Annotated in this window: 15 protein-coding genes; 7 read left to right on the forward strand and 8 right to left on the reverse strand. The window is 49.6% G+C overall.

Annotated elements, in window-relative coordinates; translation table 11 throughout:
- Nucleotides 1-2: 2 nt before the first annotated feature.
- Nucleotides 3-932 carry a metal ABC transporter solute-binding protein, Zn/Mn family gene (locus tag FEK30_RS02120; RefSeq protein WP_065711727.1) on the reverse strand — a complete coding sequence of 310 codons (930 nt, stop codon included), beginning with the start codon at nt 930-932 and terminating at the stop codon, nt 3-5.
- Nucleotides 933-1,052: 120 nt separating this feature from the next.
- A complete protein-coding gene (locus FEK30_RS02125; RefSeq protein ID WP_138071496.1) occupies nt 1,053-1,667 on the reverse strand; it encodes a class I SAM-dependent methyltransferase in 615 nt (204 codons plus the stop codon).
- 388 nt (nt 1,668-2,055) lie between these two features.
- Here FEK30_RS02125 and FEK30_RS02130 point away from each other — a divergent pair, with 388 nt between their 5' ends.
- The 3 genes from FEK30_RS02130 to carA all read left to right on the forward strand — a co-directional run bounded on the left by FEK30_RS02130 (nt 2,056) and on the right by carA (nt 8,546).
- The gene (locus tag FEK30_RS02130; RefSeq protein ID WP_138071498.1) at nt 2,056-2,724 is read left to right on the forward strand and encodes a hypothetical protein; all 669 of its coding nucleotides are present in this window, start codon (nt 2,056-2,058) and stop codon (nt 2,722-2,724) included.
- 240 nt (nt 2,725-2,964) lie between these two features.
- The gene (locus FEK30_RS02135; protein WP_138071500.1) at nt 2,965-7,248 is read left to right on the forward strand and encodes a PAS domain S-box protein; all 4,284 of its coding nucleotides are present in this window, start codon (nt 2,965-2,967) and stop codon (nt 7,246-7,248) included.
- Between the two features lie 155 nt (nt 7,249-7,403).
- A complete protein-coding gene (gene carA, locus FEK30_RS02140) occupies nt 7,404-8,546 on the forward strand; it encodes a glutamine-hydrolyzing carbamoyl-phosphate synthase small subunit (RefSeq protein WP_138071502.1) in 1,143 nt (380 codons plus the stop codon).
- Here the strand turns inward: carA and dprA are convergent.
- On the reverse strand, nt 8,543-9,688 hold the full coding sequence (dprA, locus tag FEK30_RS02145) for a DNA-processing protein DprA (protein WP_181445673.1): 1,146 nt from the start codon (nt 9,686-9,688) through the stop codon (nt 8,543-8,545). The two genes, carA and dprA, sit on opposite strands and share 4 nt — an antisense overlap.
- 113 nt (nt 9,689-9,801) lie before the next feature.
- On the opposite strand from dprA, the gene FEK30_RS02150 reads away from it, so the two are divergent.
- Nucleotides 9,802-10,893: a Fe(3+) ABC transporter substrate-binding protein gene (locus FEK30_RS02150; RefSeq protein ID WP_138071506.1), complete on the forward strand. Its 1,092-nt coding sequence runs from the start codon at nt 9,802-9,804 to the stop codon at nt 10,891-10,893.
- A 493-nt stretch (nt 10,894-11,386) separates the two neighbouring features.
- Complete coding sequence (locus tag FEK30_RS02155) at nt 11,387-12,109, forward strand: biliverdin-producing heme oxygenase (RefSeq protein ID WP_012308104.1); 723 nt, start codon at nt 11,387-11,389, stop codon at nt 12,107-12,109.
- 67 nt (nt 12,110-12,176) lie between these two features.
- Here FEK30_RS02155 and FEK30_RS02160 read toward each other — a convergent pair whose 3' ends face one another.
- Together FEK30_RS02160 and FEK30_RS02165 are read right to left on the reverse strand one after the other, a co-directional pair.
- Nucleotides 12,177-13,382, reverse strand: a complete 1,206-nt coding sequence (locus tag FEK30_RS02160; RefSeq protein ID WP_138071508.1) for an S-layer homology domain-containing protein — start codon at nt 13,380-13,382, stop codon at nt 12,177-12,179.
- Nucleotides 13,383-13,487: 105 nt separating this feature from the next.
- Nucleotides 13,488-15,461, reverse strand: coding sequence for a flotillin family protein (locus FEK30_RS02165; protein WP_138071510.1), 1,974 nt, complete (start codon nt 15,459-15,461; stop codon nt 13,488-13,490).
- A gap of 231 nt (nt 15,462-15,692) precedes the next feature.
- Here FEK30_RS02165 and FEK30_RS02170 point away from each other — a divergent pair, with 231 nt between their 5' ends.
- Nucleotides 15,693-15,902, forward strand: a complete 210-nt coding sequence (locus tag FEK30_RS02170; protein WP_012308107.1) for a ferredoxin-thioredoxin reductase variable chain — start codon at nt 15,693-15,695, stop codon at nt 15,900-15,902.
- Nucleotides 15,903-15,993: 91 nt separating this feature from the next.
- Here the strand turns inward: FEK30_RS02170 and FEK30_RS02175 are convergent, their stop codons facing one another.
- Together FEK30_RS02175 and FEK30_RS17200 are read right to left on the reverse strand one after the other, a co-directional pair.
- Entirely contained in the window at nt 15,994-17,916 is a 1,923-nt protein-coding gene (locus FEK30_RS02175; protein WP_138071512.1) for a glycosyltransferase, read from the reverse strand.
- 126 nt (nt 17,917-18,042) lie between these two features.
- A complete protein-coding gene (locus FEK30_RS17200) occupies nt 18,043-18,837 on the reverse strand; it encodes a YadA C-terminal domain-containing protein (RefSeq protein WP_138071514.1) in 795 nt (264 codons plus the stop codon).
- Nucleotides 18,838-19,437: 600 nt separating this feature from the next.
- Here FEK30_RS17200 and FEK30_RS02185 point away from each other — a divergent pair.
- A complete protein-coding gene (locus FEK30_RS02185) occupies nt 19,438-23,085 on the forward strand; it encodes a hydantoinase B/oxoprolinase family protein (protein ID WP_138071516.1) in 3,648 nt (1,215 codons plus the stop codon).
- On the opposite strand, the gene FEK30_RS02190 is transcribed toward FEK30_RS02185, so the two are convergent.
- Complete coding sequence (locus FEK30_RS02190) at nt 23,082-24,623, reverse strand: pentapeptide repeat-containing protein (protein ID WP_138071518.1); 1,542 nt, start codon at nt 24,621-24,623, stop codon at nt 23,082-23,084. The two genes, FEK30_RS02185 and FEK30_RS02190, sit on opposite strands and share 4 nt — an antisense overlap.
- Between the last annotated feature and the right edge of the window lie 84 nt (nt 24,624-24,707).

Consider the following 24,707-nt stretch of genomic DNA (forward strand, 5'->3'; position numbering starts at 1 on the left):
AACTACTCCGTGGGATTGGGGCGACTGGCTTGGACAAATTCATCGGTCATGGCCAACATATTTTCTGACCAGTTGGGGGCGAGGGGATCGAGGGGCACCACCTCGGCGTTAATTTCCTGGGCGATCGCCTCGGCAGCTTGGACATTAAATTGATATTGCACGAAAATGGTGCGGATTTGCTTTTCCTTCGCGGTTTGGACAAGTTGGGCAAGTTCTGCGGCACTGGGTTCCTGGCCTTCGACTTCGATGGAGATTTGCTCTAGGTCGTAGTCCGCTGCAAAATAGCCCCAGGCAGGATGAAAGACCAAGAAGGTGCGATTTTCTAGGGGTGCTAACCGCTCGCGGATGGTTTGGTCGAGTTGATCCAGTTCCCCTAAAAATTGATTGAGATTATCAGCATAGATGGTTTCGCCGTCGGGGTCGAGTTGGACGAGCAGTTGATAAATACTTTCGGCCTGCTGTTTAACCCGCTGGGGAGACAGCCAAATGTGGGGATCGAGTAGTTCGCCTTCGTGGTCATGGCTGTGGCTGTGACCGTCGTCGCCATGGTGGTGGTGATCGGCGAGGGGTAATTTTTCGATGCCCTCGGCAGTGTCTAACCAAGTCATTTCTCGGTTGGCGGAGCGGAGGCGATCGCCCCACACTTCTTCAAAAAAGATGCCAATGCCAATGTAGGCGTCGGCCTCACTGAGATCCTTTAACTGCTGGGGTTTAGGTTCATAATTTTCTGCTTCGATCCCAGGGCCAACCAAGGTCGAAACCTGGACGCGATCGCCACCAATTTTTTCGACGAAATACTGCTGGGGTAGAACACTAACGGTAATCTTCAGGGGTTCCTGCTGGGGGGTCGTTGCCTCTGGGGTTACGGGGCTAGAAGTGGACGTTTCCGTCTGGGTGGCGGGGTCTGCACCACAACCAAAGAGGAGCCCCAGACAGCTTAGGGCCGCGAGGGAAAAAGTTATTGGCGATCGCACGTTCGTTTCTCGCTTTCTTGAAATGATAATCGTTCTTAATTTTAAGAGAAAGGCGATCGCCCCGTAAACCCCCAGGCCCTAAGGAGCAAGTTTCGCCATGGTGAGATAGCCACCAATACGGGGCAGAGCCGGTAAATAAAACTCCCGGAGAGTCTCCACCTGAAAGCCCGCCGCCTTGAGGAGCGCCCCCATCGGTCGGTTTAAATTACAGCCGCCGCCGCAACAGTTCATTACGCCATTTAGCCGATGTTGCCATTGGGCGATCGCCCCGTCCGGACTCAAGCCATGTTCTAGGGTCAAAAAGTAGCCATCTTTTTTCAGGACACGACGAATTTCCCGGAGCACTTGGGCGGGTTCCTGCACCGTGCAAAGTGTAAAAGTGCTCACTACTGTATCAAAATAGCGGTCTTCAAAAGGCAGCGCCTCCCCCCGCAGGCCGTGCCACTCGACCCGTAAACCCGATTGACGAATCCGCGCCTCGACCCGTTTTTGTAACATTCTCTCCGGCTCTACGACATGCAACGTTTCTACTCCCCCTGGGTAATGGGGAAGATTGGCCCCGGTACCAAAGCCAATTTCTAGGACGTTGCCCCGGGCCGCCTGGAGTAATGTTTGCCGTTGTTGGGCGATCGCCTGGCGATGCATCACATAATCCAGCAAAGAGGGAAGAATAAAGCGGTTGTAAATATGCATATTTTTTTCCGTAGCCTTGGCCACACCGCCATGATTTTATTGTGAGGTGGGGTGATGATCAGTATTTTTACTTAAGAAATATTTTCTTTTTTGATGATGCCATGATTAAAAATATGAACAATATGACTTTTAAAAAATTGAGAAAAGTCATACCCTAAACGCCAACATTTTCATGGTCACCATCTGAGAAAACGGCTGATTTTTGAGTCATCGGCCGCTAAACTCTCTATTTTTTAAAATGTAAATTAAGTTCTATAATTCTAAAACTCCACTGTCTTAAAATGTAGACATCTCCAAGCAATCAAAAGCAGCATTACCTATTCCCCATCGATTTCTTAAAGTGAGCCTTAACCTAGGCTCCTGACCACTGCATCTAAACCCGGTATTTATGGAAACTCTCATTCAAACCCTAATTCAGGCGGGGCTTTTAAGTGATACCCAGGCCCAAGTGGTGCGATATGACCGAGAGTTGCATCCAGAAATGTCCCTCGGCGAAATTCTCGCGCTCCGGGGTTGGGCAGTCGAAGAAACCATTGATTTTTTTGAACTGCTTTGGGAAATGCGTCACACACAGCCCGAACGGAAAAATATTGGTCAATATCTGCTGGAAGCCCACCTCATTGACGAAGAACAGCTAGAGGATATTCTGGCAGCCCAAAAACATGATGCCTGGGGACGCTCTCTGCGCTTCGGGGAAATTGCGGTATTAAAGGGCTATGTCAATCAACATACGATTCATTTTTTCATTGAACATTTGTTCCCGGATCAGTTGCACGCCACCAACAAAACCCCCTTCGCTCGGACTTCCTTGACCTCTCGTCCTACAAAAAAGCCTACGCCGCCACGGAACACAGCAACATCAAAAGAAACCCTGCCCCAAAAACCACCGAAGCAGGCTCCCCCCAAGCCTTCCAAAAAACTTTTGAACCGCCAGGCAGCGAAAAAAACAAACCCCCAACTCAACTCACCGAAAAAGCCCGCCTTTAATCCGGAGGAAGCCTTTGCGACCAGTTTTGATTTGATGAATGCCGAAGACTTTGACCCCAAACAGCTTTAAAACAGTCGTCTCAGCCAATGCCCCCTACGCCAGCATCAAAATCAGACCACGGTGGGAGATTGCTAAATTCCGTAATGGTTGTGGGAGTAAAACCTTAGCAAAGGTTACGATGAAGTTAATTTTTCTGGCAACAGAGGGTTGAGTTTAGTGGGATAGATACAGTGCGGTCTGATTTGGTGTAAATCGTCAAAGTTCTTGTTTGTCATCCAACCCTAGCCCAGAAATTACGAGCTGCAACGCATGGTCAATATTCCAGTGAACTTTGCTGCCCTCAAGGCCCAGATTATTGATCCGAGTCGAATGCCAACTTTTCCGCCGACGGCGGCGATCGCCGATGTGTTGGCGGGATTTCGACCGTGGACAGTGCCCCAGTGCGTCGGGTTGCAGATGGTGGCCCCCTGTGTGCCGATTGTGCAGGCAGATCAATTGCAGGGTTTGGTTTCGCCCCAAACGGTTTTGAAGCTGATTACGGAAGATGTTGATTTGGGGCAGACCCTGGCACGGGATGTGATGACGGCTCTCCCCAAGGCGATCGCCCTGGCAGATCTAGAGCATCCCTGGGTGGGCCTCAACCGTATGCACCAGGAGCAGCGGGATCTCCTGCCAGTGCAGGGAGAGAACGGATTTTGGCTTGGTTTTGTGGAACGTCTTTCCCTCCAGCGCCTCCTGTGGTCGGAGCCTCTCCTGCAAATGCGACAAGTCCAGGATGTGATGGTGACGGATTTGTCCTTGATGCCTTCCCATAGCACTCTGTTGATGGCGGCCCATCGTTTACACCAAAAACAACAGTCCCTCCTGATGGTCATGGAAAAAGCCAGTGCCATGACAGCCCCCTCATCCAATGGCTTGTGGGCGGTGACCCTATGGGATGTTTTACGGGGCTATGGTAAAGGGAAAGAAGGTCTCACAACGGCGATCGCCACGGAGGGGAGCCATGATTTTCAGCGGGTCAAACCCACGGACTCTCTCTGGTCAGTGGCGGCCCATTTAGTCGAAACCAATGGCAGTTGGGCCGCTGTAGTTGACGAAGAAGAACAATTGTTGGGGAAGGTTTCTTGGCGAGAAATTTTGCAGGTCTTAGATCCCGTTGCCCTCCATTGGCAAACCCACAGCCTTCAACAACGCTTAGACCAAGTGGCCCGGCGTCCCCAAAGGGCGATCGTCCAGGTTGCGGCCCTAGAACCCCACCCACAAGGATTGCCCCAACGGGTGCTCTTGGTCGAAGGCCTTGCCACCGAGTCGGTGATCCTCCAGCATCTGTTGCATCCCCCCCTGGGCAGTACCCTAACCTTTCAAGTGACCCAGGTGGACAGTCTGCCCCAGGCGATCGCCCAATTAAAAACGGACACCTACGACCTGATTATTTTCGATGTCAACATCGTTTCTTCTGGCAAATTAGAAGCCTTTATGCGCTTACAAAACAGCGCCGCCCAACGACCTATTTTGTTACTCACCGATGATCGCCAAGAAGATATCCAACTGGCCCACCAATGCATCGAGCTGGGTGCCCAAGATTACCTCCTGCGGAGTCTGTGCGCGGGAGAATCCCAAACGGAGCGGGAAATTTTGATGCGTTCGGTGCGCTATGTCCTCGAAACAGCAGGGGCCAAACGTTCTCTCCAGCAGCAGGATCAACGACTGCAAAATTTAAATCAACAACTAAAGGAAGAAAAGACTGCTAAACAGGCGATCGCCCAACAACTGAAGCTGACTGATGTCCAGATGAAAGCTCTGTTTGAAGCGATCACCGACATTGTCTTTGTGATCAATCCCCAAACCTGGGAAATCAAACAGGTGACCGCTCCCCAGAACAACCATTGCCATGGCCCCATTAACCTCTGCCAAGGGACCTACCAGTTTTTGCAAGCGCACCAAGGCCGCCTCATGCCGTACCTTCATCAGGCGATCGCCAAAGGCACCACCCCAGACCATGAACCCTTGTCAGGGGAAAGCGTGAAGTATGAATATTCCCTGCAGCCAGATCCCCACCTTTCCCCCGTGTGGTTTGTCGCCAAAATCGTCGCCATTAACCAGCAGCAAGTGGTTTGGGCGGCCCATGATGTCACCCCCTTTAAACTCTCCCAACAAAAGCTGATCACCGATCAAGAAAACCTCACCACCATCATCCAAGAACGCACCAGGGAGCTCAAGGCCCTCAATGCGAGCCTCAACACCGAAATTCAGCAACGGAAACTGACTGAGATGGAACTCCGCCAGGAACAGGATTTCCTCGAAACCCTATTTGACCTCACCCCGGCCCTATTCATGGTGCTGAACCGGGAGGGGCGCATTATCCGGTTTAACCCGGCCTGTGAGCAACTTACGGGCTATCAATTTACCGAGGTGGCCCACCAGTACCTCTGGGATCTGTTGTTATGGGATCGTTATGATGTCGCGGAGATTGTCCAGGAATTTCAACGCCTCCTCCAACAAAAAAAGCCCCGTACCTACGAGGTAGATTGGCGCGCTAAATCGGGGAAAGTTCACCACCTGCGTTGGTCCCATGGCGTTCTTTTGGATAAACAAGGGAACGTCCATTATGTGATCGCCACGGGGATGGATATGAGCGATCGCCAAGCCTTTGAAACCACCCTCAAAACCCTCAACCAAGAGCTAGAGTTCCGGGTGGAACAGCGCACCCGTGTGCTAGAAAATATCGAACAAAATCTGCGGCGTCAGTTGGCGGCGGTGGATGCGGCAGTGGATGCGATCGCCATTTTGCAGCGAGAAGAATTCATCTCAGTCAATCCCGCTTTTTTGGAACTGTTTGACTATCCCCACCGCTTGAGTTTGACAGGGCATTCCTGGAAAGAAGTGCTGTTTGCCCCCAGTGAGCAAAAACGCCTAGAAAAAGACATTCTTCCCCACCTCAATCGCCACAAATCTTGGCAAGGGGAGGCGATCGCCCAACGGCAAAATGGTCAGATTTTTACCCAAGAAATTTCCCTGACCATCACCAGTGACGGCGACTATATCTGTGTCTGTCGAGACATCACCGCCCGGAATCGCGCCGCCCTCAAAATCCGTGAGACCGAAGCCCTCCTCCGTTCCCAATATCGCAACTTTCCCATTCCCACCTATACCTGGCAGTACCGTCAGGGAAACTTTTACCTCATTGACTACAACAGTGCCGCCGAGATCGCCAACGATGGCTCCCTCCAGGATTTTCTCCATTGCCCCAGCCACGCCATTTACGGCGCAGACCACGCGATTCATCAGAATATTCGCCGCTGTTTCGACTTTAAAACGACCTTTGAAGAGGCGCTGCAAATTCCCTCTCCCGATGACCCTGAGGCATTTCAACGCTATTTTCTGGCCACCTACATCTACATCCAACCGGATCTGGTGATGGTACATACCCAAGACCTCACGGAGCGCAAACGGGCCGAACGGGATCTACAACAGAGTCAAATCTTTTTGCGTCTGGTCATCGATAACAATCCCAACTTAATTTTTGTCAAAGATAAAGATGGCCGCTTCTTGTTGGTGAATCAGGCGATGGCGAATTTCTATGGCACCACAGTCAATGAATTAGTCGGGAAACGAGAATGTGATCTACATCCCGACTCTGAGGAAGCGGACTGTTTTATTCAGGCCGATCAGCAGGTGCTCCGGGAACAAAAAATCGTGGTCATTGACGAGGCGAAGGCGACGGATTTCCTGGGGGCAACCCGTTATTTTCGGACGGTGAAACTGCCCCTCCAACTCCCTGGCGATCGCCCCCAATATCAAGTGTTGGGCGTGGCTTCAGAAATTACCCAACAGCGCCGGGCCAAACGGGAGCTCGAAAAAGCCCTCACCCAGGAACGGGAACTCAACCACCTGAAAACCCGCTTCATTGATACCGCCTCCCACGAGTTCCGCACGCCCCTAACGGTGATCCTCGGTGCGGCTCAAATCCTCAGTGCTTACCACGACCATCTCCCTGAAGCGCGGCGATCGCAATATCTCAACAACATTGAAGATAGCGTGATCCGACTGCGACAACTGATCGACGATCTACTGACCATGAGTCGCCTCGAAGCCGGAAAACTGGGTTGCCAACGCCAAGCGGTGGATATTGTGACCCTCTGCCAAGATCTCATCGCCGAACTCAAAATTGGCCTTGGGAAGCAGCATCATTTCAACCTTGAGACCACCGGGGCGATCGCCGCTCCCCTGGCCCTCGACCCCAATTTGTTGCAACACATCCTAAATAATCTTCTCGGTAATGCCTGTAAATATTCAGCCCCCGGCACCACGGTGACCGTCCAGTTAGGCAGCAGTGCCGAAGCGTTGACCTTAACTATCATTGACCAAGGGGTCGGCATTCCCCCAGAAGACCAACCCCACATTTTTGAATCTTTCTACCGGGCCAGTAATACCCAAAATATCCCCGGCACAGGTCTCGGCCTCAATATCGTGAAAGAATATGTGCAACTCCACGGCGGCCAGATCGAACTCACGAGCCAACTCAGCAAAGGCAGTCAGTTTACGGTAACTATTCCCCTCGCCGAGGACAGCCCTGAAACAGCCAGAAACTGAGCAAGTTTCCCAGTCGATCCAGTTTCAAGCAGGAGAATAGAATGCTTAGGTCAAGAAAAATTAACGGCGATCGCCCCTGGGAGCGGTAGAGAAGGGAACGGATCAAGTAAGATTGAGCAGCAGAAGTTACGCATATATCAAAGGTCAATCCGCCCATGTCTCTTGTGAAAGCAAAACCCGCCCTCCTTGTTTTAGCCGATGGCACCACTTACCACGGACGGTCATTTGGCGCGACAGGTACCACTTTTGGGGAAGTCGTTTTTAATACAGGCATGACGGGCTACCAAGAAGTCCTCACCGATCCCAGTTATCGTGGTCAGATTGTGACTTTTACCTATCCGGAGCTGGGCAATACTGGCGTAACTCCTGAGGATGAAGAATCCAGCCGTCCCCAAGTAAAAGGGGCGATCGCCCGGAACATTGCTCCCCGACCGAGTAACTGGCGTTCTACCCAAGCCCTACCCGATTATCTCAAAGAGCACCAAGTTGTGGGCATCTATGGCATTGATACGCGGGATCTAACCCGTCGCCTGCGGGTATCTGGGGCGATGAATGGCGCGATCTCTACAGAAATCCTCGACCCCGAAGAACTCCTCCGCCAACTCCAAGACGTCCCCTCTATGGAAGGCCAAAACCTCGTCAAGGATGTCACCACCGCTAGCGTTTACGAATGGACTGAAATTACCGATCGCCATTGGGAATTTAGCAGTGGCGCAACCGAAGCCCAGGAACTCACCGTCGTTGCCATTGACTTTGGTGTGAAACGCAATATTCTGCGCCGTTTGGCGAGTTATGGCTGCCGGGTGATCGTTGTTCCCGCCGACACCCCCGCCGAAGAAATCCTTGCCTATAATCCCGATGGCATTTTCCTTTCCAATGGCCCTGGGGATCCAGCCGCCGTCACCGAAGGCATCGCCACGGTTAAAGATATTCTTAAGGCTGAAAAACCCACCTTCGGCATTTGCATGGGACACCAAATTTTGGGGCTTTCATTGGGGGCTGAAACCTTTAAGCTCAAATTTGGCCACCGGGGTCTCAATCAACCCGCTGGTCTCAAACAAAAGCAGATTGAAATTACCAGCCAAAACCATGGGTTTGCGATCGCCGAAGCCTCCCTCGCGGAGGATGTCGCCATTACCCACCTTAACCTCAATGACCGCACCGTTGCCGGCTTAGAACATAAAACCTTGCCTTTCTTCTCGGTGCAGTATCACCCTGAAGCGAGCCCCGGCCCCCACGATGCCGACTACCTCTTTGAAAAATTTGTGCGTTCCATGAAAGCCCACAAAAATGCCTAAAGGCGACGGTACCGCATCCCTGGCAGTTGGGTAATGAATCCTTCGAGTTCCCATTGCAATAGGGTCGCCGAAACCTGATCTGCCCCCATGCCAGACTGGACAACGATCAAATCAAAGGCCGTGGGTTCAGGGGCGATCGCCTGCCAAAGGGGAAGTAACTCTGGGGAAATTTGCCGAAAATCTGTGCTGGGCTGTGGGGTCGGCTCAACCGTTGGCTCTGGGAATGACAAACTAAGCTGGGGGGAAGCTGCATCCAACTGGGGCAGTCCGCCCAACTCCTCGATCAGTTGTGTCTCCCCTAAAATCATGCCCGCTCCCCGCCGAATCAAGTCCAAACACCCCGTGGCCGCTTGCTGTTCGGGGGAATTGGGCAGGGCATAAACCTCACGGTTAAAATCCATCGCGTAGTGGGCCGTAATGAGGGAACCCGAACGGCTGGGTGCTTCCATGACCAGGGTCGCTCTGGTTAACCCGGCAATAATGCGGTTTCGGGCGGGAAAATGGCTCCGGTCTGGTCGCGTCCCCGCCGGATATTCACTCAAAATTAAGCCCTGGGCCAGGATCTCGTTGTATAAATTGCGGTGGCTCGCGGGATAGATTTGATCAATGCCAGTTCCTAGGACGGCAATGGTGCGTCCCCCCGTTCTGAGGCAGGCACTGTGGGCAACACCATCAACGCCTTGGGCCATACCCGACACAATCGAAAAGCCCACCTGGGCAAGGGCCTGGCTAATGCGCGCTGTCCAACGTTTACCATGCTCCGAAGGATGCCGGGTGCCCACCATGGCGATCGCCGGAATTTGGCCTTGGTTTTCTAACAGCTTGACTTGGCCTTGGTAATAGAGCAACGGTGGCGGACTGGGAATTTCTAACAATAGCTTTGGGTACTCTGGATCCGCTGGCGTCCAAAATTGCGGATTTTTCTCAAGGTGTTCACGGTAAATACGCTCTGGATCAAGGGGCGATCGCCCAGCCAAAATCAGACGAATCAACTTATCCCCTAAACCATCTACTGCCCCCAGTTCCTGGCCAGAAGCCTGCCAAGCTCGTTCCATGGAGCCGAAACAGTGCCAAATTTTTTTGAGGCGACTTGGGCCGACCCCCTTGATTTGTGACCAGGCCACCCAGTAATGCTGTTCCATCTTGATGACTAATTTAATTAAAAAACAAAAATGTATTGAGAAGGAGTTGCAGTAGCTGCTAAAATCACCATTACCTTGGAAAACATAACATCATCTCTCAATTACAACGTTTTATGAAATCCCGTTCCCTGTCCCTCTGCGGACTTTTTCTTGGCTTGGCGATCGCCACCGGTTGTACCCCAACCACCGATAACAATGGTGCCACCGATACCACCACGGATCCTGGTACCCCCTCAACCGAAGCAACCGGTGAAATTAACCTTTACTCTTCGCGGCACTACGACAGCGACGCAGAATTATACGAAGCATTTTCCGAAGCCACCGGCATTGAGGTGAATCTCATCGAAGGCAGTGACGACGAACTCCTAGAACGCATCAGAACCGAGGGCGAAAATAGTCCCGCCGATGTCCTGATCACAGTAGACGTGGCCAGACTTTGGCGCGCCCAACAGGATGGTTTACTGCAACCCACAGAGTCCGAAGTGCTGACCAGTGCCATTCCCGAAAACCTGCGCAGTAGCGACAATACCTGGTTTGGTCTGACAAAACGGGCACGGATTATCGTGTACAACACCGAAACCGTTGATCCGGCTGAACTGTCCACCTACGAAGACCTCGCTGATCCGAAATGGGAAGGCCGGGTTTGTGTCCGCAGCTCCAGCAACACCTATAACCAGTCCCTCGTGGCGGCGAAAATTGTCGAAAAAGGCGCTGAAGCCACCGAAGAATGGGTACAAGGTTTAGTGGCGAACTTCGCCCGCGAGCCGGAAGGGAACGATACCGCCCAAATTCAAGCCGTCGCCTCTGGGGTTTGTGATGTCGCCCTGGTCAATAGCTACTATGTCGCCCGTCTGCGTGCCTCTGAAGATCCCCAAGATCAGGAAATCGTGGCAAATATTGGGGCATTTTTCCCGAACCAAAACGAAGGCGAAGGTGGCACCCACATCAACATCAGTGGGGCTGGCATTATCGCCAATGCACCGAACGTCGAAGCAGCCCAAGAATTTTTGGAGTTTATGGTGACCCCAGAAGCCCAGGAAATTTTCGCCAACAATAATAATGAATACCCCGTGGTGGATAGTGTTGCCCCCAATGATGTGGTGGCCCAGTTTGGCGACTGGACAGCTTCGGATCTACCCCTCGAAAGTTTTGGTGAGCAAAATGCCGAAGCCGTCATGTTGATGGATCGCGCTGGTTGGAAATAGATCCGGCCCCCTGCACCATTTGTTTTTCCTCTTATTGATGTACATAGCTGTAATCTTCCTTCAAGATCTTTGGGGGAAGATTTTTTTTGCAAGAGGCTCCATCGAGGCCCGTTCATTTCTGTTATTTTTCAGGAGATTGACTTTTTCCCATAACCGCAATGAGGCGAAGATTTGATGGCGATCGCCACCGAAAGGAAACCAAAACCGAATCAGTTCCTCAGCAGATTATTCAGGGTCACAAACATTAGCTATCCCCGGCGAAAATTGCCCCCAATCTCCAGGGCCGAGCCGCCCAAAAGCCCGTCTTATCCCAACGCCAAGCCCGCGCAAGTCTGACAAAAAACACATCGATTTTCCCGTAAAAAAACTTAATAGCATAAACCCGTAAAACCAGTTAACCTACGAAACTGAGCAGTCTTTTAATTTTGTTAACTTTCTTTAACAAACCTTTTAATATCTATTCATTTTCAGTAAGAACAAGGGACTTATTTCTATGGTCGCTAACCTAGCAACAATGTTGAGAGAGGGAACGAAAACTTCCCACACGATGGCGGAAAACGTTGGCTTCGTGAAATGCTTCCTGAAGGGAGTCGTGGAGAAAAAATCCTACCGGAAGCTTGTGGCAGACCTTTACTATGTTTACTCAGCGATGGAAGAGGAGATGGAGCGCCTCAAGGATCATCCCGTCGTCTCCCAAATTTATTTCCCTGAGTTAAACCGTAAACAAAGTCTCGAAACGGATCTACGCTATTATTTTGGCCCCAATTGGCAGGCCGAAGCAAAAATCACTCCTGCTGGTCAGGCTTATGTGGATCGCATCCATGAAGTGGCCCAGACCGCACCGGAACTCTTAGTCAGCCATTCCTACACCCGCTATCTTGGCGATCTCTCCGGGGGACAAATCCTCAAGAAAATTGCCCAAAACGCGATGAACCTCGACGGCGAAGGGACGGCCTTCTATGAGTTTGAGAATATCTCTGATGAAAAGGCCTTTAAAGACAAGTACCGGGCGGCAATGAACAGCTTGGATGTGCCGGAAGAAACGGCAGAGCAAATTGTGCAGGAAGCCAATGATGCCTTTGGCATGAATATGAATATGTTCAAAGAGCTAGAAGGAAACCTCGTTAAGGCCATTGGTGTAATGCTTTTCAATACCTTGACCCGTCGCCGCACCAAGGGCAGCACCGACGCTGATCTATCCCCGGCGAGCAACTAACAAGTTTCGTCTAAACCTCAAACAATGAATTCCTCAGTCGCGGTTGTGATTGGGGAATTTTTTTTAGCTATGGGTTTTGGGAAGCAGGGGGATTGGTCTCTGTATCAGTGGTTTGGTTACTTTGGTTCGAGGTTTGGCGATCGCCACGGGCAGCAGCAGCGGATAGACCCTCGCCTTGGTAGCCGAAATACCACAGGGCGATCGCCGCTTCCTGTTGGGTGACCGTTTTTTGGGGTTGGAAGAGGGTGGTATAGCCAAATACCCGCCGCACATTGGCTTGGTCACCGTTTTGAAAGTCCACGTAGAGGGCTTGGAGGGCTCTGGTGTCAATTTGGGCGGCATCCTGAAAGCCCCAGGTTTCGGCGATATTATCGAGGCTGGTTTGGGGCAGAGCCTGGCGACGGTCGAGGGGCACTTTCCAGGCGATCAGGCTTTCCCGGGTGAGGGGAGCATCGGGGCGAAAGGTGGTAATGGTGTCGTTGGTCAGGGTTGAGGGAATAATTCCGGCTTCGGCCAAGCCTTGAATGAACGGAAAGTCGGGATCATTGGCCGGTACATCGGTGAAGATGGGTTTACTGCTGGCATTGGCGCGGCGAATTTGTTGGTTTTGGCGATCGCCATAGATCGCGTTGTGGGCCTTGAGGAGCCAGCGGGCAAATTGGCGTCTCGTAATCACCGTATCAGCCTGAAAATCCGCAGCGGTAAAAACCTGGAGGGCAACGAGATCTTGTACCTGGGTAGGAAGTTCCGCATTTGCGTTATCGGTCGGTGCAGGATTGCCAGTCCCGGTGGTGTTTAAGGTTCGGTAGCTGAGGACAAAGGTGGTGCCCACGACGGCCTGGTCGGAGTCATTGGTAGTTGGAGAAGCAGCTTCCGACAAAGACAGAGTCACTTCTAGGTCGCCGGTGCGGGCGACAATTTCTAAGAGATTATCCGTCGCGGCAGTGGGAGACGCGACAATTTCCCAGGGAGCTTCGCCAAAGGCTTTACGGTAAAAGGCTTCGAGGCTCTGGACATTATCGGCGATCGCCCAGACGGTGGTCTTGTCTTCTGCTTGAATGAGGGTTGCTTCGGGATAGAGGGGAATTTCTGCCGGAAAATCAGCCGGTAAGGACGAATCTGCTGGGGGGTCGGTTTCAGCGGCCTGTTCCTGTTGTTCTACGAGGCGCGGATCGGGAGCTAGACTCTCTTCTAAATTGCCCAACTGGGCACAGCCCCCCAAGAGCACCAATAACCCACCCAAAAGTCCAAATTTCTGCCAACTGTACTGCACGCCTGGTTTGTCGCTAAATTCACATCGTTTGTGATCGTAGCGTATTCCCTCGCTCGGTTGGCGATCGCCTTTTTGGAAAATCGAGTTTACAAATCCCTGAAAAAATTACGCCCCTTCAGAATCTTTTGCCTCCTTGGGCAGCGGGACAAAAGTAGTGGGTAGCGACGAGGTTTCAGAGGATGTTGTCGTTGTCTTTTTCTCTTTTAACTCAGCCAGGAGAGTTTCCACATTTTGCAACACCTCGTTATTGCTGGTGTCTGCATCGTTATCCTGCAACAAGCCTTTCACCTGGGCCAACAGCGTCCCCAATTTACCATCTTCTAAAAGACCATTGACCAACGACAAACCGCTCGTCGAGAGCAATAATTTATTAATCTCCCCCAGGCCAGCCCCGTCGCCATTGGTGCCCGGAAAAGCAAATACTTTTGCATCGCCCAGGACGCCGGGTTGGGGAGCGAGGGACTTCATAATGTCTGGCAGTTGGTCGGCGAGGGTCGGTAAAAAGAGCTTCATCAATTCAGCAGTGCGGTTGGCATTGCTCAGGGCATTTTCTGCTTCGATTAGAGCTTGTTTCCCCTGGGCTTCAGCGAGGGCTTGGTAGCGGTTGGCATCGGCCAGGGTGCGGATCGATTCGGCCTCTAATTCCGCCGCTTGACGGGCAATTTCTGCTTGACGCCGCCGCCGGAACACATCAATTTCCACCACGTTTTGGTCGGCAATGCGTTTTTGATCGGCTTCTTTTTCGGCATCAATAATTGCCAGGCGTTGTTCCCGGTTGGCCTGTTCGACGGCCTTGGAGGTGGCCACAGCTTCTTCGGCCCGGGTGCGTTCGGCCTCGGCGGCGAGGCGTTCTTTTTCTTTATTGGCAATGGCGATCGCCGCCTGTTGTTGGGCGATTTTGGCTTCCTCTTCTGCCTCCGCCATGGCAATTTTGAGGGCTTTATTTTGCTGTTCGAGGGAAATATCGGCGGCAATTTGATTTTGCTGAATCGAAAGTTTCTGTTGAATTTTTTCCTCTTCGACGGCCTTTTCCTGAAGAATACGATTGCGTTCAATCTTGGCTAATTCTTGATCCTGGGATGCCTGAATTTCCTGGGCCTGTTGTGCCTTAAGAAACTCAATTTCCTTCGCTTGATTGAGCTTGGCCTCTTCCTTCGCCTTAGCCAGCTTCAGGGATTTTTGTTCGGCGGCCAGTTCCTGTTCTTCGATTTCTACCTTGGTGTTGAGTTCTAGCTCCCGCTTTTCCTTCAGCACCGTTAACTCAACATCGAGTTTTTGTTTAATGGATTTTTGGATTGTTTCTGTGCGGAGGCGGACGCCTTGGGCATCGAAGAAATTATTTTCATCGTAGGTGTCGCTTTCTTCGATTTCAGAAATGGCAATATTGTTAAGGGTCAAACCTACTTTCTTGAGATCCTGCTGAATTAGATTTAAAACCTCGTCAGCAAATCCCAGTTTGTCAGAATCAATTTCGGCGATGCTTTTGCGTTTAGCGGCGGCCCGAATCGCGTCATCGGCTCGTTTCTCCAGGGCTTCTTTGATATCTGCTTCAGAAATGCGTCCCTGCTTGGATAACCGGGCGGCGGCGACTAAAACATCTTCTTCATTGGCGTTGATACAAACGTAAAATGTGACTCGCATATTTGCCCGCAGGTAATCTTGGGTGCGGACAGCGAGGTTTCCAGTACGTTCGACATCGATGGAAATTTCCCGCAGCGGTACGCGAGTTAACTCGTGGAATCCCGGTAAAACAATGCAACCTCCGTTGAGAATGACCGTTTTCTTTTTGCGAATCACGCCCCCGGTACGGACAAAGGCTTCGTTGTTGGGGGTAATGACATAGACCCTGGTGTAGGCCCAAATGCTCATCAAAAAGAGCACAATCAGGGTGACGATAATGCCTGGAAAGATCAACGCGCCACTAACAGGGAGTTGGGCGGGGGTCAGGGTGGCCGAGGCCGGGGAGGTGGGATGCGGATCAAGCCGCAGTGCCTGGGCGTCGATTGTGGAATCGAGTAACTCTACATCCATGGTGCTCAGTTCAGGCAGAGATTGGAGCAGGGTAAACCAAAACTTCATGGGGCACGCATCCTTTGGTAACGGGCATTCTGTTTTTATTTTGCCCGTGTCCCCTGGGAATCAAGCGATTCACGCAACAATATTTACATCTGTCCGATGAATGGGCTTTTTGCAATCGCCAGTTCCAAAAAAACAGTGCGGTAGGGAGCCCATGGCTATGTACAATGGAAAAACTGTTTGCTCTCCAGAGAGCTTTAGAGATATTTGTACGAGAGAGGACAAGAAAGGTTTATGAACGTTGGCGATCGCATCCGTGTTACGGCATCTGTCATTGTGTACAACCACCCCCAAAACCGGAAAAAAGCCTTTGATCTAAAAGGTATGGAAGGGACCATCGAAACGATTATCGGCCGCCCGATCACCGCAACGTTACCAATCAAAGTCCGGTTCGACCCGAAATATGCGGCCCACCTCCGGGAAGAGGAAATCGAAGTCATCTAAAACTCAGTCAGGGGCGATCGCCATGACGAGCAACTATCATTATCCAAAAACATCAAGAAGATTCTTGGTGTTTTTTTCTTTAAACCAAATCCTAAAACTGCTTAATACCATTTAGATCATAGGCATTTTTAATTTTTCCAATTTCTGTGCTAAGTCTGCCTATATGTCTACATACAATAGCATCGAAAAAAGCCGCAAAGTAACCGTGTTCAACAAATCGTTCACCATACTCTAGCTCAAAGTTTCCTGGCTGTTCTATAAACTTTCCAATGTGCTGTAAAACTTTTGTTTTCATCATGAAAGGCCGAAAAGAAAAGTGAGGCCAAAAGCAGTTAGTTAGTGAACCTTTAGGATATTTTTGTAAAAAATAATTGACATTTATTGAGTTTCTGCCGCCAGGAACATATTCATGGATAATATGCCTGATTGGTTCTTTGTTTAAGATTCCTCCTACAATATGTTGTTCATTTAGTAATTCCGTATAGTTTCGATTAAACATGACTTGGGCAAGATTCTCTTGGCTTTCTAAGATTGAAATCGCTTTTTCTATATAAGGCATGGATACTATAAATTCCCAGTCATCTTCGAGGTGTAACCAATAGTTACTATCTATCAAGTCAAATAAAAGATTCATACTTTGGGCATGACCTTTTTGCTTTTCGTCCTTGAAGATAAATTCAAAAAAAGGATATAGCTTTTGCATTTCGTTTCTATTTTCAGGAGATGAATTATCATCAATGCATATGAATTTATTGATTTTATATAAATCTTGACAGCAGTTTAGAAACGAATTTATTGTTCTTTTAAATAAATCAAGTCTTTTACATGAAGTAACAGTCAAAGTTACTGTACTTGATTTATTAAATTGAATTGCTTGACTAAGACTATTAAGTAGAAGTGATTCAATAATATCTTCGGGATATTTTGTTTTGATTTCTGCAATAACATCAACACAAAATGAGGCATTTTTTTTAACTCGTTGCCTATCTTTTTCTGGCAATAAATCCCCCAGTAAAAGTTTCTGACAAAGATTAAATGATTGTTTTTTATCACCAGTCCAAAATGCAGCAATGGCCGCTTCATCCATTGCTCTATAACGATAAACCGAGTTTTCGAGAAACAAAGTATCATTTGGTTTCTTGATTTTTAGCGCTTGTTGAGCAAAGATATTTGCGAGGTGATATTTTTGTTTTTCTCGATAAAATCGAGCTAACTCTACTAATGGTTCTGCGCGACTGGGTCTAAACTGATAAGCAGCTAAATAAGCATTACATATTTTCTCTTCTGGCTCATCTAGGCGCTCATTTAATTTTGCAATTTGATATAGCGAATACCAGATTTCTTCGTTCCATCCGCCAATTTCTATACGTTTTCTGTATGTTTCTCTAGATTTTAATAAATTATTATTGTCTCTATAACTTTGAGCCAGATAAAATAAACTCCTCGAATTATTAGGATTTTGTTTTAGATCTTCGAGCAATAAGTCAATATCTCTCTGGAATTTTCCAGCCCGGTTAAAACCTGATGCATGATCGATAAACCACAATTCCTTTAGTTGTTTTGGCAGACACGATATTGACAAATATTCATGGGTTACACCTATATATTGAGCTTCTAAATTGGCTTGTATTAGTCTTGTATTGTAATACCATAGTTGGTTTCTTTGTTGGATACTGTAAGCTGGCTCGCAGAGTCTAGACTTGAAATTTATATCGTCAACAACCAGCTCCATATCTGCATCAGCAAATAAAATATAATCTTGAATAACGTGAGAGTTTTTTGCCTTTTTTAGTGCTTCATTTCGTGCCTGTTCCCAATTAATAAAGGGGAATTCATGTATTGTTCCAGGTATTTTGTTACTGTTGAAAATATTTTGGATTTTTTGTATTGTATCGTCGGTCGATCCTGTATCACAGATAACATATGAGTCAATCCAAGATAACATTGAATTTAAGCAGCGTTCAATGTTTTCTGATTCATTTTTAACGATCATATTTAAACATATTGTCGCCATCAGAAGCTCCTCAGAATACTTTTAGATATTTCTATATATTATTTCAAAGCTACCATTTGTCAATTATCAAATAAAAAAGCCTGTCCTTCAAAGACAGACTTGCTGAGTTCGTAAAAATTTAGACTTTTAATCGAATTCAAGTTGTAAGCCAGCACCAAAACCAAAGGTATTTCGATTGATCCCCCAACCTGCCGTAACACTAAAATCAATAACTGTTTTTTCTAGCGCTTCGTCGGGATCTGTAAAACGAAAGATTGCGCCAGCCGCAACAGCAGACTCTCCTTCAAAATTACCAAATCCCATGCCGAAAGAATATTTCTTGCCATAACTTAAACCACGAGTAGCATTGATCATGGCATAACCCATGGCAATACCGGAACGATTATCCAGGATTTCCTGTCTGTTCTGCTCAATTTGGTCTCTGTTGTTTTCAATCTTGCCATAGATGTTGTTAAGTGTTTCTTGATCGACTGCACCAGTCGCACCTGTAGGGCCAGTGGGGCCAGTATCGCCAGTGGCACCGGTCGCACCCGTAGCACCTTGAATACCCTGTTCACCTTGTTGACCCTGGGGGCCAGTGGGGCCAGTATCGCCAGTGGCACCGGTCGCACCCGTAGCACCTTGAATACCCTGTTCACCTTGTTGACCCTGGGGGCCAGTGGGGCCAGTATCGCCAGTGGCACCGGTCGCACCCGTAGCACCTTGAATACCCTGTTCACCTTGTTGACCCTGGGGGCCAGTGGGGCCAGTATCGCCAGTGGCACCGGTCGCACCCGTAGCACCATCGAGATCACAAAAAGCTTGTCCTTGAATATTCCCAGCTTGATTGGGTTGTTCAACTTGAGTTACTTCAAAAACCCCATCATTATCTGTATCTGCGACATCGAAACACGTTGCTTCTTGACCTATTATCTGTGCCATTATTGAGGATCTTTCTCGAAACGTTCCAGGAAGCAATGACTGTACAAAGTTTAAAACTACACCTGCAGAGGCATATAAAACAATTAATGAAAGCTTAGATTTTTTTGTAGACTGCATATTATCTAAAAGTGTTTATGGCTTTAATGGTTTGGCAAAACTGCTTAAGTTCTCGTGCTTTTAAATCCTCTAAATAATATTAATTTAAATCAATATTGCAACCCTGTGTAAATTTATATAAAGCACTCCATAAAACACGATAATGCCCGAATTCTTCATGGTTTCTTCATATAAGCTTTATGTGTTTTTTATATAGTCAAGAAAACTGATAGAGACTTTATGGACTTTATGACTTCTGGGATTAAAAATTATGGTACATGGCAAAAAAACGGAGTTTTTTTTCTAAATGCATTTTGTCAATGCGTTATTTGTCGCGATTTTAGGGTGCTCAGTGTAAGCTTTAAATTGTCAATTTTTGATCTCATGCATACAGTTTTGCTATTTACTGGCCAATATCTACGATGTGATATGACAAAGTCATTTCGCGTACCCCAAGCTTGAAATCAGGTTTAATAGAAAGGCTTCAGCTATTTCACGGAAATTATGGGCGCAAGTAACCTTCCACAACAATCGCGCTGGCAATTTTGGATTGATCGAGGTGGCACCTTTACGGATATCGTCGCAAAACGCCCCGATGGCGGGCTAGTCACCCATAAGTTGCTGTCAGAAAATCCAGAATGTTACCCCGATGCGCCGGTGCAGGGTATCCGGAATTTATTGGGTCTCAGTCCGGATCAATCGATCCCCACTGAAAATATTGAAGTGATCAAAATGGGGACGACGGTGGCGACCAACGCCCTCCTAGAACGCAAAGGCGATCGCCTAGTTCTCGTGATCACCCAGGGCTTTCGGGATGCGTTGCGTATTGGGTATCAACATCGCCCGGATATTTTTGCCCTAGAGATTAAGCTGCCGGAGATGCTCTATGAACAGGTGATCGAGGCGGCGGAACGAGTCGATGCCCAAGGCAATATTTTGCAGCCCCTGAATTTAGTCCAGGTTAAACAGGATTTACAAAACGCTTTTGATGCCGGGATTCGCAGTTGTGGCGTGGTGTTGATGCATGGCTACCGTTACCCTGACCACGAACGACAAATTGGGGCGATCGCCAAAGAAATCGGGTTTACGCAAATTTCCCTATCCCATGCAGTCAGCCCGTTGATGAAGCTCGTCAGTCGGGGCGATACGACGATGGTAGATGGTTATTTATCGCCAATTTTGCGCCGCTATGTGGATCAAGTGGCGAGTTATCTCCAAGCCGAGAGCCAGGGGCCAAAGCTGATGTTTATGCAGTCCAATGGGGGATTAGCCGAGGCGACGCAATTTCAAGGGAAAGACAGCATTCTCTCCGGGCCAGCGGGGGGCATTGTCGGCGCGGTAAAAACCTGTGCGATCGCCGGCTTTGAGAAAATTGTCACCTTTGACATGGGAGGCACCTCCACCGATGTCGCCCACTACGACGGTAGCTACGAACGCAGCTTTGAAACGGAAATTGCCGGGGTACGCTTGAAAACACCGATGATGGCGATCCACACTGTCGCGGCAGGGGGCGGTTCCCTAGTGCAATACGACGGCGCGCGATTTCGGGTCGGGCCAGAATCTGCCGGGGCGCATCCGGGGCCAGCCTGTTACGGCAAAGGAGGGCCACTGACAGTCACCGACTGCAATGTGCTGTTGGGAAAAATTCAGCCAGCTTTCTTTCCGCAGGTTTTTGGCTCAGACGGCAAAGCCCCCCTAGATCGCGTCATTGTTACAGAGAAGTTCCAAGCTCTCGCTGAAAATTTAGCGCAAGAGCCTGCCGAGATTGCCGCTGGTTTTTTGGCGATCGCCGTGGAGAATATGAGTAACGCAATCAAGCAAATTTCCCTGCAACGGGGCCACGATGTGAGTGACTATGCGCTCTGCTGTTTTGGGGGGGCTGGGGGACAACATGCCTGTGCGATCGCCGACACCTTGGGGATTAAAACCATCGTGATCCATCCCTTTGCGGGGGTACTGTCCGCCTATGGCATTGGTTTGGCCGAAATTCGCATTTTGAAAGAAAAAGCCATTGAAAAGGTTTTAGAAGTAGATCTTTTCCCTGAACTAGAAGCAGAATTCCAGCAACTTAAGCACCAGGCCACCGGGGAACTTAGTCAGCAACATCCCCCAAGCGAAGCCGAAATTTTTGAGGAACGAAAAGCCCATCTCAAATACCAGGGCACCGACTCGACGTTAATCGTCACCTTCGCTGATCAAAAAACCATGGTGGCAGAGTTTTCCGCCCTCCACCAACAACGCTATGGGTTTACTCTGCCCGACAAGGCGTTGATCGTCGAATCCATTAGCCTGGAGCTCATTTGCGAAACCCAAGCCGCGACGGAAACGCCCCGACAACCCCAACGCACCGAAAGCAATTTAGCCCCCATTGAAACCGTCGCCATGTATAGCGGTGGCCAATGGCAGCAAACCCCCGTTTATGACCGCGCGACCCTCCAGCCCGGTGATGTTATTCCCAGTCCTGCCCTAATCATCGAAAAAACTGGCACAAACGTGATCGAACCCGGATGGCAAGGCCGCTTAAATGAATACAATCACTTGATCCTCGAAAAAGTCAGTGACATCTCTCAGGAAATGACACCTGTACCCACAGATTTCAGTCAACCAGATCCCGTCACCCTCGAAATTTTTAATAATCTCTTTCGGGCGATCGCCGAACAGATGGGCGTGACCCTGCAAAACACCAGTTACTCGGTCAATATCAAAGAACGCCTCGATTTTTCCTGTGCGATTTTCGATCCCCAGGGTCACCTCGTCGCCAACGCCCCCCACATTCCCGTCCACCTCGGCTCCATGAGTGAGAGCGTTTACAGCTTGATCCAGGCCCACGGAACGCACCTCCAACCCGGAGATGTGTATATGTCAAATAATCCCTACAATGGCGGTACCCATTTACCTGATGTGACGGTGATTACGCCTGTTTTCGCGCCGGGACAAGGGAAAAATACTCAGGCTAAACCCTTATTTTTCGTTGCGTCTCGCGGTCACCATGCCGATCTAGGGGGCATTACCCCCGGTTCCATGCCTCCCCAAAGCACCCAGATCCAGGAAGAAGGGATTTTAATCGACAATGTTTGCCTTGTGAAACAGGGGAAATTCCAAACGGAAACTGTGGCGCAATTGTTTACTGACGCTGCCTATCCCGTGCGCAATTTAACGCAGAATTTAGCGGATCTCCAGGCGCAAATTGCCGCCAACGAAAAAGGACTCCAGGAACTGCAACGACTGGTGCGCCATTACGGTCAGGGGATGGTTTTGGCCTATATGCAGCACGTGCAAGATAATGCCGAACAAGCGGTCAAACAGCAGCTTCAACGACTCCAAGACGGGGAATTTACCGTCAATCTAGACAATGGCGATCGCCTCCAGGTCAGCATCAAAATTAATCGCGAGCAGCAAACGGCCACGGTGGATTTTACGGGGACTGCTCCCCAATCAAAGACGAACTTTAACGCCCCCAAAGCCGTGACCCAAGCAGCGGTGTTGTACGTTTTTCGGAGTTTGGTACAGGACGACATCCCGCTAAATTATGGTTGCCTCAAGCCCATCAAAGTGATTGTTCCCGCAGGCTGTCTGCTCAACCCCCAATATCCGGCAGCGGTGGTGGCGGGCAATGTGGAGGTATCCCAAAATATTACCGATTGTTTGTATGGTGCTTTGGGGGTGATGGCGGCCTCCCAGGGGACAATGAACAACTTCACCTTTGGGAATGCCCAGTATCAATATTACGAAACCATCTGCGGCGGCTCCGGCGCTGGCCCAAATTTCCACGGGACGGATGCGGTGCAAACCCACATGACCAATTCTCGCCTGACGGATCCAGAGGTCTTGGAATGGCGTTTCCCGGTGCTCCTAGAAGAATTTTCCATCCGTAAAAATAGTAGTGGCCCAGGGCAATTTCATGGCGGCAATGGCGTGATCCGTCGTTTGCAATTTCGGGAACCAATGACCGCCGCGATCTTGTCCAGTCGGCGATTAGTAGAACCCTTTGGGCTAGAGGGGGGCTTACCGGGCGCTTGTGGGGAAAATAAAGTGATCCGCAGCGATGGCACTGAAACAATATTGCCCAGTACCGTTGAAGTGGCGATGGAAAAAGGCGATCGCCTAGAAATCCAGACCCCTGGGGGGGGTGGCTATGGCTCCCCTGGTTAAATGCCCTTCGCCCCGGTAATTTTCGTCTGATCGTTCACGTAGGCAAAATAAAACTTTGTGCCACTGAGATCGGTTTCGCGTAGGTTACTCCCCAGAAAGCTGGTGTTGTGGAGCACCGCATCCTGGAAATTGCTGCCACTGAGATCTGCCTGGTCGAAATTGGTATTTTGCAGGCGGGTATTGCCGAAATTTGACTTGGGAAAAACCGTTTCGATGCAGGTGGCACAGGACAAATCTGCCCCAGAAAAATCAATGCTGCCCTGATAATAGGGATATTTTTTGCTGCCTTGGGTGGCGCTGCCATTGAGGTTCGTGCCGCAGAGCCGCGCGCCGATAAATTTAACGTTCGACAAATTGGCATTGGCCAACTCCATCCGCTCCAGATTCCCCTGGGAAAAGTCCGCATCGACCAACACCGCCCCCTCCCACTGACTGTTAGTAAAGGTTGTTGCCGTAAAGTTGCCTTTTTTGCCGTTGGTTTGGTTCAGGATCGCCCCTGCAAAGCTCGCCTGGAGACAGTTGGTTTCTCCCAGATTGCCCCCGCACCAATGCACATTCTGGAGATTTGCCCCCTGAAAGTTGGCGCGGTAGGCATTGGCTTGATTCAGAGTTGCAGCGGTTAAATTGGCCTGATTAAAATCAGCGTTCACTAGACAGCTATCGGTTAAATTAGCCTCCGTCAGATCCGCCTGGCTAAAGTTAGCCAACTCACCGTTGATACCTGTTAAATTCGCTTGCATCAGTTGGGCCTGACTTAAATTCGTCCCTCCTAGGTTCGCCTGACTCAGATCGGCCCCTCGTAAATTCACCCCCTGCAAATTGGTCTGACTGAGATCCATGCCGCTCAAATCAGCACCGGCGAGGTCGGGTAAATAGGTTTCATATTCCCGGAATTGGTTCCAGGCTTTGATGCCAGCTTCCCCGGCTTTGAGGAGTTGGATCGCGCGCTTGGTGCTGATCAGGTTAGATGACTCTTGGGAAGGTTCACTATCGGGCGGATGTTGGGTAGTCTTTTTTTGTTTGGCTGTTTTTTCAAAGTGGGCAAGGAGCTGTTGGATCTGTTGTTTGATCTGGGGTGAGTGAACCACCGATAGGGCTAATTCCAGATAGGTTTTGATTTCTGGGGCGATCGCCACCGGATTGTTGTCGAGCAACTGGCGGCTGTAGAGCATTAAAACTTCGCCATAGAGATCGGCGCATTGGGGATCGGTGGGAAATTGCCCGTAGAGGCTCTGGGCCTGGGCGATCGCCGCCTGAAAATTTTGTTGATCCCGGAGTTGCCGGACGGTGCGCAATCGATCTGCTTTTTCAGTGCCTTGGAGGTCTTGGTTATATTTTTGTCGCTGTTCTGGATTAGACAAAATTTCGTAAATCTGATTGAGTTCCTTAAAGTCTTCCTCCGCTTGTTTCCGTTGGTCGGCGGGGGTATTGATCGTCAGGGTGTCTGGGTGGAGGGCGATCGCCTTGCGTCGGTAGGCCGTTTTAATTTCCCGTTGGTTGGCCGTAATCTGAATCCCCAAAATCTCGTAATAATTCATAAGTGCCCTGCTGCGACCGATGATTTTCTATCCTAGTGCCCACCCTTTAACCCGTCGCAAGGGTGCCGTGATTTATCAACTAAA

This window comes from Picosynechococcus sp. PCC 11901 (assembly GCF_005577135.1).
GTDB lineage: Bacteria > Cyanobacteriota > Cyanobacteriia > Cyanobacteriales > MRBY01 > MRBY01.

Bases quoted from the DNA above. Each gene is read 5' to 3' on its own strand.
- FEK30_RS02130 (WP_138071498.1), top strand. From the start codon at position 2,056: ATGGAAACTCTCATTCAAACCCTAATTCAGGCGGGGCTTTTAAGTGAT.
- FEK30_RS02170 (WP_012308107.1), top strand. From the start codon at position 15,693: ATGAACGTTGGCGATCGCATCCGTGTTACGGCATCTGTCATTGTGTAC.
- FEK30_RS02190 (WP_138071518.1), bottom strand. From the start codon at position 24,623: ATGAATTATTACGAGATTTTGGGGATTCAGATTACGGCCAACCAACGG.
- FEK30_RS02125 (WP_138071496.1), bottom strand. From the start codon at position 1,667: ATGCATATTTACAACCGCTTTATTCTTCCCTCTTTGCTGGATTATGTG.
- FEK30_RS02155 (WP_012308104.1), top strand. From the start codon at position 11,387: ATGGTCGCTAACCTAGCAACAATGTTGAGAGAGGGAACGAAAACTTCC.
- FEK30_RS02165 (WP_138071510.1), bottom strand. From the start codon at position 15,461: ATGAAGTTTTGGTTTACCCTGCTCCAATCTCTGCCTGAACTGAGCACC.
- dprA (WP_181445673.1), bottom strand. From the start codon at position 9,688: ATGGAACAGCATTACTGGGTGGCCTGGTCACAAATCAAGGGGGTCGGC.
- carA (WP_138071502.1), top strand. From the start codon at position 7,404: ATGTCTCTTGTGAAAGCAAAACCCGCCCTCCTTGTTTTAGCCGATGGC.
- FEK30_RS02175 (WP_138071512.1), bottom strand. From the start codon at position 17,916: ATGGCGACAATATGTTTAAATATGATCGTTAAAAATGAATCAGAAAAC.
- FEK30_RS17200 (WP_138071514.1), bottom strand. From the start codon at position 18,837: ATGGCACAGATAATAGGTCAAGAAGCAACGTGTTTCGATGTCGCAGAT.
- FEK30_RS02135 (WP_138071500.1), top strand. From the start codon at position 2,965: ATGGTCAATATTCCAGTGAACTTTGCTGCCCTCAAGGCCCAGATTATT.
- FEK30_RS02185 (WP_138071516.1), top strand. From the start codon at position 19,438: ATGGGCGCAAGTAACCTTCCACAACAATCGCGCTGGCAATTTTGGATT.
- FEK30_RS02150 (WP_138071506.1), top strand. From the start codon at position 9,802: ATGAAATCCCGTTCCCTGTCCCTCTGCGGACTTTTTCTTGGCTTGGCG.